8 protein-coding genes and 1 pseudogene are annotated in these 6,967 nt (G+C 68.4%); 1 reads left to right on the top strand and 8 read right to left on the bottom strand.

Annotated features, from left to right (window positions below):
- From J7E89_RS26460 to J7E89_RS26435, 6 genes and pseudogenes are all read right to left on the bottom strand, one after another.
- Nucleotides 1-212, bottom strand: a pseudogene (locus tag J7E89_RS26460) (IS3 family transposase); the annotation flags it as partial.
- 686 nt (nt 213-898) lie between these two features.
- Nucleotides 899-1,192 carry a hypothetical protein gene (locus J7E89_RS26455; RefSeq protein ID WP_214976947.1) on the bottom strand — a complete coding sequence of 98 codons (294 nt, stop codon included), beginning with the start codon at nt 1,190-1,192 and terminating at the stop codon, nt 899-901.
- A 135-nt stretch (nt 1,193-1,327) separates the two neighbouring features.
- Nucleotides 1,328-2,872 (bottom strand): hypothetical protein, encoded by a 1,545-nt coding sequence (locus tag J7E89_RS26450; RefSeq protein WP_214976946.1) that lies wholly within the window; start codon nt 2,870-2,872, stop codon nt 1,328-1,330.
- A gap of 218 nt (nt 2,873-3,090) precedes the next feature.
- The gene (locus tag J7E89_RS26445) at nt 3,091-3,408 is read right to left on the bottom strand and encodes a helix-turn-helix transcriptional regulator (RefSeq protein ID WP_214976945.1); all 318 of its coding nucleotides are present in this window, start codon (nt 3,406-3,408) and stop codon (nt 3,091-3,093) included.
- Nucleotides 3,409-3,418: 10 nt separating this feature from the next.
- The gene (locus J7E89_RS41110; RefSeq protein ID WP_308315610.1) at nt 3,419-3,649 is read right to left on the bottom strand and encodes a tyrosine-type recombinase/integrase; all 231 of its coding nucleotides are present in this window, start codon (nt 3,647-3,649) and stop codon (nt 3,419-3,421) included.
- Between the two features lie 31 nt (nt 3,650-3,680).
- Nucleotides 3,681-4,037 carry an integrase gene (locus tag J7E89_RS26435; RefSeq protein ID WP_214976944.1) on the bottom strand — a complete coding sequence of 119 codons (357 nt, stop codon included), beginning with the start codon at nt 4,035-4,037 and terminating at the stop codon, nt 3,681-3,683.
- Between the two features lie 282 nt (nt 4,038-4,319).
- Between J7E89_RS26435 and J7E89_RS26430 the strand changes: the two genes are divergently transcribed.
- On the top strand, nt 4,320-5,108 hold the full coding sequence (locus J7E89_RS26430; protein ID WP_374196887.1) for a serine hydrolase: 789 nt from the start codon (nt 4,320-4,322) through the stop codon (nt 5,106-5,108).
- Between the two features lie 106 nt (nt 5,109-5,214).
- Here J7E89_RS26430 and J7E89_RS26425 read toward each other — a convergent pair whose 3' ends face one another.
- Both J7E89_RS26425 and J7E89_RS26420 read right to left on the bottom strand, forming a co-directional pair.
- Nucleotides 5,215-5,427: a hypothetical protein gene (locus J7E89_RS26425; RefSeq protein ID WP_214976943.1), complete on the bottom strand. Its 213-nt coding sequence runs from the start codon at nt 5,425-5,427 to the stop codon at nt 5,215-5,217.
- Nucleotides 5,428-6,695: 1,268 nt separating this feature from the next.
- Nucleotides 6,696-6,967: hypothetical protein (locus J7E89_RS26420; RefSeq protein WP_214976942.1), on the bottom strand; the 272-nt coding region annotated here is incomplete at its 5' end.

Raw genomic sequence — 6,967 nt, 5'->3', positions numbered from 1 at the left:
CCGCTCAACCTGACAAAGCCCTTGTGCTCGGTGTGGATCTCGTGGACCTCCGCGACCAGGGCGTCGTCGGCGACTGCCGCCCGGCACGGGCCGCCCTGCCGGCGATCCACCGGTAGTAGCCCGGAGCGGGAGACCTGAAGGACCCGGCATATCCGCTGCACGCCGAAGGTCTTGGCGTGGTCGGAGACGAAGTCCCAGCGGCGGGTCTTCACTTCATCTCCTTCGCGAAATAGGGAAAGGCCGCGGGTTCACGTTTTCCGAAGGGGGCTCGTAGCCGAACTCGCGGGTGGTGCGTCCATAACGGTACCGGGGCGGGCGCGGGTTCGTCCGGGCCCGCCGAACCGGGGGCAGGCCACAGCCCGTACGAGTGACAGGGGGCTGCGACCAAGGCTGGTGCGGTGGGAGACTGCGCCGGACCGCAAGCCTGCTCGGCGACTTCATCCGCATGTACAAGAAGGCCGTGGCCTCGCAGTGAAACGGCACCGCGAACAGCCAGCCTCACCCGGCGTGTCACATCATGTGACACCAAATTGCACTCTCTGCGCGGGCCCTACCAGTCTCGACCCCCGAGACCCTCACCAGGCTGCGCGGCGGACAGGGGGCGGCCGGGCGATGAAAGAGCTCGTGGCGGGCCGGGCCCGGCCGGTTGTGGACTGAAGCCGACACACACGATGTGCCCGGTCTACGAGCGAGCATGCGGGCATGCGTACGAATCCGCGTACCCGGGACCGATCAGCGCGATCCTCACCCCCAGCTGCGCGGCGCCCGCGGAATCCCGAGTGCCTGCGAGGTGACCAGGTGACCGACGATCAGACCGGGTGATCACGCCAGCCGCCGACCGACTCACCTTGCTCCGCCCTTGGATCCGCAGGCTGGCCGGGCTTCCGGTTGGAACATGTCATTCCGTCATCGTGTAGCGGGTCATCACCATGGTGTCAGCGTCGACGAGAGCCATGAAATCCCCAGTGGCCGGGGCTTCCATGTAGCTAGCCATGGACGCGTCCGCTGATGCGGTGTCGGCCCAGTACACGACGACGATCCGGTTGCCGTCGTCGGTGCTGCCGATGTTGCGGGACCGGAAACCGGGCTGTGCGGACACATAGGTTCGCTCGACCGCCTCGTCGGCCTCCAGGTAGGCCCGCTCGGACACACCGGTGCGCAGGCTGAATGTCGCGATTTCGAGGATTGTCATGGCCGACACCTTAGCTGGGAACCAGGCCAGGCGGGCGCGGTCGACGGCGGCGCGCCGTGCGGCAGGCGAACGGCGGCATCCGGCCGGATCCCGTCAGCGCGCCCTGGTCCGGTCCGCCTCCCGAGAGTCAGTCCCTCAGTCGGCCGCGAGGTCGTCGGCGAGGGGCCTCGGCGGCCCTCCCGCGTTGCGGAGGCTGTGTTCGACGAGGCCGGGTTGGTCGATGGTGCCGGTGTAGCGCAGGGCCGCGCCGACGGACAGGCCGAACAGGTCGCAGATGCGGCGGGGGTCGCCGCCGGTGGCGTCGGCCTCATGGAGGAGGCGGTCCTCGCGAAGCCGGCTGGTGGTGATGCCGAGCACATCGTTGATCCAGACGTGACTGACCGGCTCCACGCCGCAGCCCGTGACCTGGGAGACGAACAGGTGGGGGTTGGCGGTGCGGGGCCACCGGCGGTTGCGGTAGTCCAGGTAGGCCGCCAGGCGGGCGCGCACGGGGTCGGCGAGCAGGACAGTCCGGTTCGGCAGGAACAACCGGCCGTCGTGCAGGTCGGTGGTCTTCAGGATGCGCAGTTGCCCGGAGGTGAGCGCGTGGAAGATAGCCAAGGCCGCGAGGGCCGCCCGCGGTACTTCCTGGTTGTGGAGGACTTTGCGGAGGTCGTCGATCTCGACCGGCAGAGGAATGGTGGAGGTCGGCATGCCGCAGAAGATCCGGGCGGTGGGGTCCGTGAAGATGATCCGCCGGTTCTTCAGTGGCCGCAGGATGTGCCGCAGGCCCTGGAGCATGTCGACGCGTGGGGTTCCGCTGCCGGGCAGGACGTCGAGGACGTCGGCACGGGTGATGGATCTCAGCGAGTCCTTGCCCTGGTCCGCCCACGCCCGAAGGGCGGGCAGCGCGTTCGTCACCATCCGCTGAATCCACCGGTGCGGTCGCGCTTTGACGCGCGGTGCGGCGGTGCTGCCGGACAGCTTCAGCTCGAACCAGGTGGTGAGTTCGCCGGCCATCGGTTCGGGAAGGCCGGCGGTGCGCTCGCGGAACCAGGGGACGATGTTCGGGATGCGGTCGTCGTCGAGCATGTCGAGCTGGGCCAGCAGCCTCAACACGGGCTTGACCGGGAGGATCAGGTCACGCAGCAACAGCACGTCGGACGCCCGGAACCGGGCGCCGGGCGTGTCCTGGATACTCAGCAGGATGCGGAGCCCGCGGTCCAGACCCCAGGCGGTGTAGTACCCCAGCCCGTGGTGTCGCGCGTAGTCGTCGACCGCGGCCTTCAGCGCCGCCGCTACCTCGGGTGCGTCGACTTCGGGGAAGCCACGCTCTTGGCCACGCCGCAGGTCCCGGCCGTGCGGAGGGAACAGGACGAGCTGCCGGTGCCCTGCTGGCACCAGCGGGGGCGGAGGCTGCGGAGCCGGCTCGGGCCGCCGCCGCGAAAACTTCGGGTTCAGCAGCTGCAGCCGCCGTTCCATGTCCGCGAAATACAGCTGCTGCCCGTGCCGGTTCGCCCCTTCCAGGTCCAGGGCATGGCGGCGGGGCCGCAGCAGATGGGCCTGCTTCGTGCACAGCCGACACGCGCCGTTCTCGCCCAGGTGCAGCTCGCGACCGCAGACCCGGCACGGACCGGAGTTCGGGTAGAGGCGGCGCCAGCCGCGACACCCCACGCACATCCTGCCGTAGCGCTTCAGCATCCCCCAGGCGAAGCAGTCTGGGCAGGACGTCGGACGCTCTGCTGACGAACCGCGGTAACAGTCACGGCACTTGAACGCCGACCAGTAGTCCTCGGTCGATCCGCACTGGCGGCACGGCGGCGGGTCGCACGGTCGCGGCCGGCAGCGGTGGCAGTACTTCGCGCCCTGACTGGACACCGGCCGCTGCCGGCACCGTGGACAGATCCTCGGCGGCGCCATCAGAGCGGCGGAAGGGTCCGGCCGCGGCCCAGCCGTGGCACCACCGACGTGGACCCGGTCGCCGCCTGTGGCTCGGCCTGTGGCCGCCTGGTCGCCGCCACCTCCGGCTCGTGCATCAGCAGGTCCGCCGTGGTGCACTTCAGCACCAGGCAGATGATGTCCAGGTCATCGAGCCGGACCGTCGTGGGTGTCCCCGTCCACAGCGCCGACATCTTGCCCGTGCTGATCTCCAGCCCGGCATCCGCCAGGCGTCGGCGCATCTCGGTGGACTTCCAGATCCCCCGCTCGGCGGCCTTCATCCGCAAGTTCCAGCGCATATCCTCTTCCTCAGCCCAGGCCCAGCCGGTCTGTGACCCGCTGGTTCGCCGTCGCCCACGTCTGCTCGATGTGGTTGTCGTGTACGTGGATGTACCGGGTCGTAGTGGACAGCCATTCGTGGCCCAAAAGCTCTTGGACCGCCTTCAAATCGACGCCTTGCAGATAGAGCGAGGACGCGCAGAAGTGCCGTAGCACGTGCGGTGTCAGGCGCCCGGACCACGAGGGCAGGAAGGTCCCCACCGCGCCCTTCAGGCCCGACCGCAGCGCGTCGTCACCGGCCCGGACGCGCGTGGATGTCGCCCTGGTAGCGGGCGATCAAGAAGTCGAAGAACTGCGCGAGCGTCCACGCCTTGGTCTGGACCGTACTGTGGGCCAGCCGCTTGACTTTGCGCTGGTCCGCGAGGAACCGGTCCGAGTCCTCCGGGGCACTGGTCCACACCGGCCGGCCGAGGAACCGCACGAACTCGAAGATCGCCCGCCGGTCGTCGGCGATCGAACCGTCCGCCATCCCGGCACCGACCCCGGCAAGCAGGAACTGGTCAACCAGCTCCTGCTCGAAGTCCTCGTACTCCTGTGCCGTCGCCAGTCGCCGCGGTGTTCCGATCGACCGGACGACCGCGAGCGTCATCGACGCCTCAGCTCACTGCGAACGACCATGTGTCATGGATAGCGGCAGGCCGTCAGGAATCTCGACGGAACGTCGAACTCTCCATGCGATCGAGTGAACCCCCGCTCATCAGTGCCGCAGGTCAGAAGATGATGCACCGAGCAGAAAGAACTCACGGGAGTCCCGACATGCCATCGAACCCCTGCGCGATCACGCCGATACGTGGCAGTAGCCGCAGTGCTAATCGTCCTGGGCGGAGCAATCTCCCTGACCCGTGTCCAGGACGGGCCCAAAACGGCGCCGGTGAGCAACGCTGTCCCTCCCGCCGAGGCAAAGCCTGCCCCCTTCCCGAGCCCGTCCTCCGGGTTGTCGATGCGGGAGGAGTTCAGCACCGCGGTCGAGGAGGCAACGGCCGGCTCGACCGGCCAGGTCGCGGCTGCGGTCATGGACCTGGAGTCCGGACAGAGCGCTGCGGCCGGCGATCGTCATGTCATCGTCACGGCGAGCATCGTCAAGGTGGACATACTCGCCGCGCTGCTGCTCCAGGCTCAGGACGCGGGCCGCACGCTGACGGACCAGGAGCGGCAGTGGGCCACGGTAATGATCCGCGCCAGCGACAACGCGGCCGCGACTGCCCTGTGGGATGCAATCGGTGGAGCGGAAGGCCTGGCCGGCGCGAACCAGCGATTGGGACTGCGGGAGACGACCCCGGGCCAGGACGGGCTCTGGGGTCTGACCGAGACCACCGCGGCTGATCAACTGCGCCTGCTCGAGGCCGTCTTTACCGACGGCTCCGCCTTGACCGATGCTTCCCGGGCATACGTTCAACAGCTCATGGGCGGCGTGGCCGAAGACCAGGACTGGGGGATATCGGCCGCCGTGGATGACACCGACTCCGTGCGGCTGAAGAACGGCTGGCTCTCCAGGAGCGAGACCGGACTATGGGTGATCAACAGCATCGGTCTCGTAGAAAAGGACGGCCGCCGCCTCCTCGTCGCCGTACTCAGCGACGACGAGCCCACCCAAGCAGCCGGGATCTCCCTCGTCGAGGCCATCGCGGATCAGGCCGTATCGGTGTTCACCACGCCATGAGCGGCCCCTGCCCGAACGCTGACCAAAGCCGCCAAGGACGTGTGCAAAGGACAGTGATGAGCGGGGCTCGTCACGCTTACGGGGGACGAACGGGAAGCAATAAGTCCTATTGGGGGTGATGCTCGCCCGCGGCGGCGTCGGTGGTAAGTGTGATGGCGAACGATCCCGTCGGGCCCTCGACCACCCGGCCCTCCTTGACCAGGCGCTTGAGTCGCGAACGGGTCGTCTCCACCCGCGAAGAGTCATCGCCGATCTCCGCAGTGATGTCGTTCACCTTCAGAGGCCGCCCGGCCCCCTGGAGCAGCGCCACGATCCGCACCCTGGCTTCTTCCAGGCTCAGCGGCCCAGATGGAGACGTTGGTGCTGTAGCGGAGGCGGCAGGGCCAGGCTGGGCATCCTCAGCATCGCAAGGGACCGACTCGTCCGACGCAGTGGCAAGATCCCCCTGGGGGGCGTCGTCCATCAGGGCCAGCAAGGTGTCACGAGTGATCGTCAAGCGGGCGAGGTGCTCCTCGGCAGCGGCCGCCTCTGCGCGGAGTTCGTCCAACTCCTTTCGGACAGTGCGTTCTTCGTCGGCCAGCCGTTTCGAACAGTGACGTCATCGCCCGCCCTAGATGCTCATTCGCGCATCGGGCTCTGGTCCGAGCGCCATAGCCCCCTGAGCCAGCGTATGGGATCTCTGGGTAGGCTGTAGGAGCTTCTGGCAACGCCGGATACGGGTAACTACCGTGCGTCTCTGGCACGTTGACTCCTTTGTGGCGGTGCAGACTCCACCACGACCGCAGGCAGACCACACCGCCCCGAGCGGCCGGCGGGGGCTTTCGTGACGAAGGCAGAAGGCCCGACCTTCTGGTCCAACTGGCTTGGGACAGTTGGACCAGAAGGAGGCAGCCCGATGCGGGCCTGCGTTGCGAAGGGATGCGTTCCTGGTCGCGCAGGATTCACATGGGCAGAACTCCGGGCAAGTTTGCGAGACGGCCACGACAGCAGCTGTTGTCCTGGCTCCGAACTTTCGACGGTCGTGGAGGGGCCCCACTTCCGGACCCCTGGCGATCGCCTCGGCTGGCGCTGCTCCGACCTTCCATGTGGGGGGGCCTACCCTCTGGGCGATGATGTTCGGGAATCACCTCCAGCCCTCCCGAGATCCCTCTACAGTGAGGGCGCAGCGTGCACGCACGACTGTTGCGCGGCCCGGATGCAGCCAATACCGCCCGTCCAGCCGCTGGAGCCGTACAGCCAGGCGGCCGCCCGGCTCGCGGTGCGCCGCTTCGGCGATCGGGACATGCGATGGGGTCCGTCGTAGGGCGACGCTGGGCGCCTCCACCGGCGGGCACGTTCCTGGCTCGCGTGGAGGAGCACGTCTTCATTGCCCGCGCAGGCCCTTCCCCGCCTGGGGGTCCTGTCCGGGCCGGTCGGCCCGACCGGATTGCGGTGTGGACACCGCGTGCGTCCCTCGTCCCCCTCCTGCGGGAACCGTATCTCGACACCACCGCAACCCTGGTTGACGGCTATCTCGACGGCTGGCTGCCCGACGGTCCCATCACCCTTGAGAGATACGGCAATGGCGTTCCCGCGCACGGCGTGCGATCAAGCACGGCATCCCGTGGGCCGGAGCGGATGGCCTCTCATGGTCCTCAGGGGGCGCCACTCCCTCGGGGACGCCCTGAACAGGCCAGGATCCGACAGCACGGCCAGCAGCAGGGGGGCGGCAGCTGATTCGTTGCGCGCGGCCGTGGCCTGATCCGCCGCCGCCTCGGCGTAGTGCCACCACTGGGCCGCATCGCCGGACCACCGCGCGTGGTGGGCCAGCTGCGGCAGTGACGGCGGCCCCGGTACGTCCCGCAGTGCCTGTACTGCAC

Origin of the sequence: Streptomyces sp. ISL-100 (assembly GCF_018614615.1) — a bacterium.
Lineage (GTDB): Bacteria > Actinomycetota > Actinomycetes > Streptomycetales > Streptomycetaceae > Streptomyces.
Note: the sequence above shows the minus strand (reverse complement) of the source record. Positions and strands in the feature narration are given on the sequence as shown.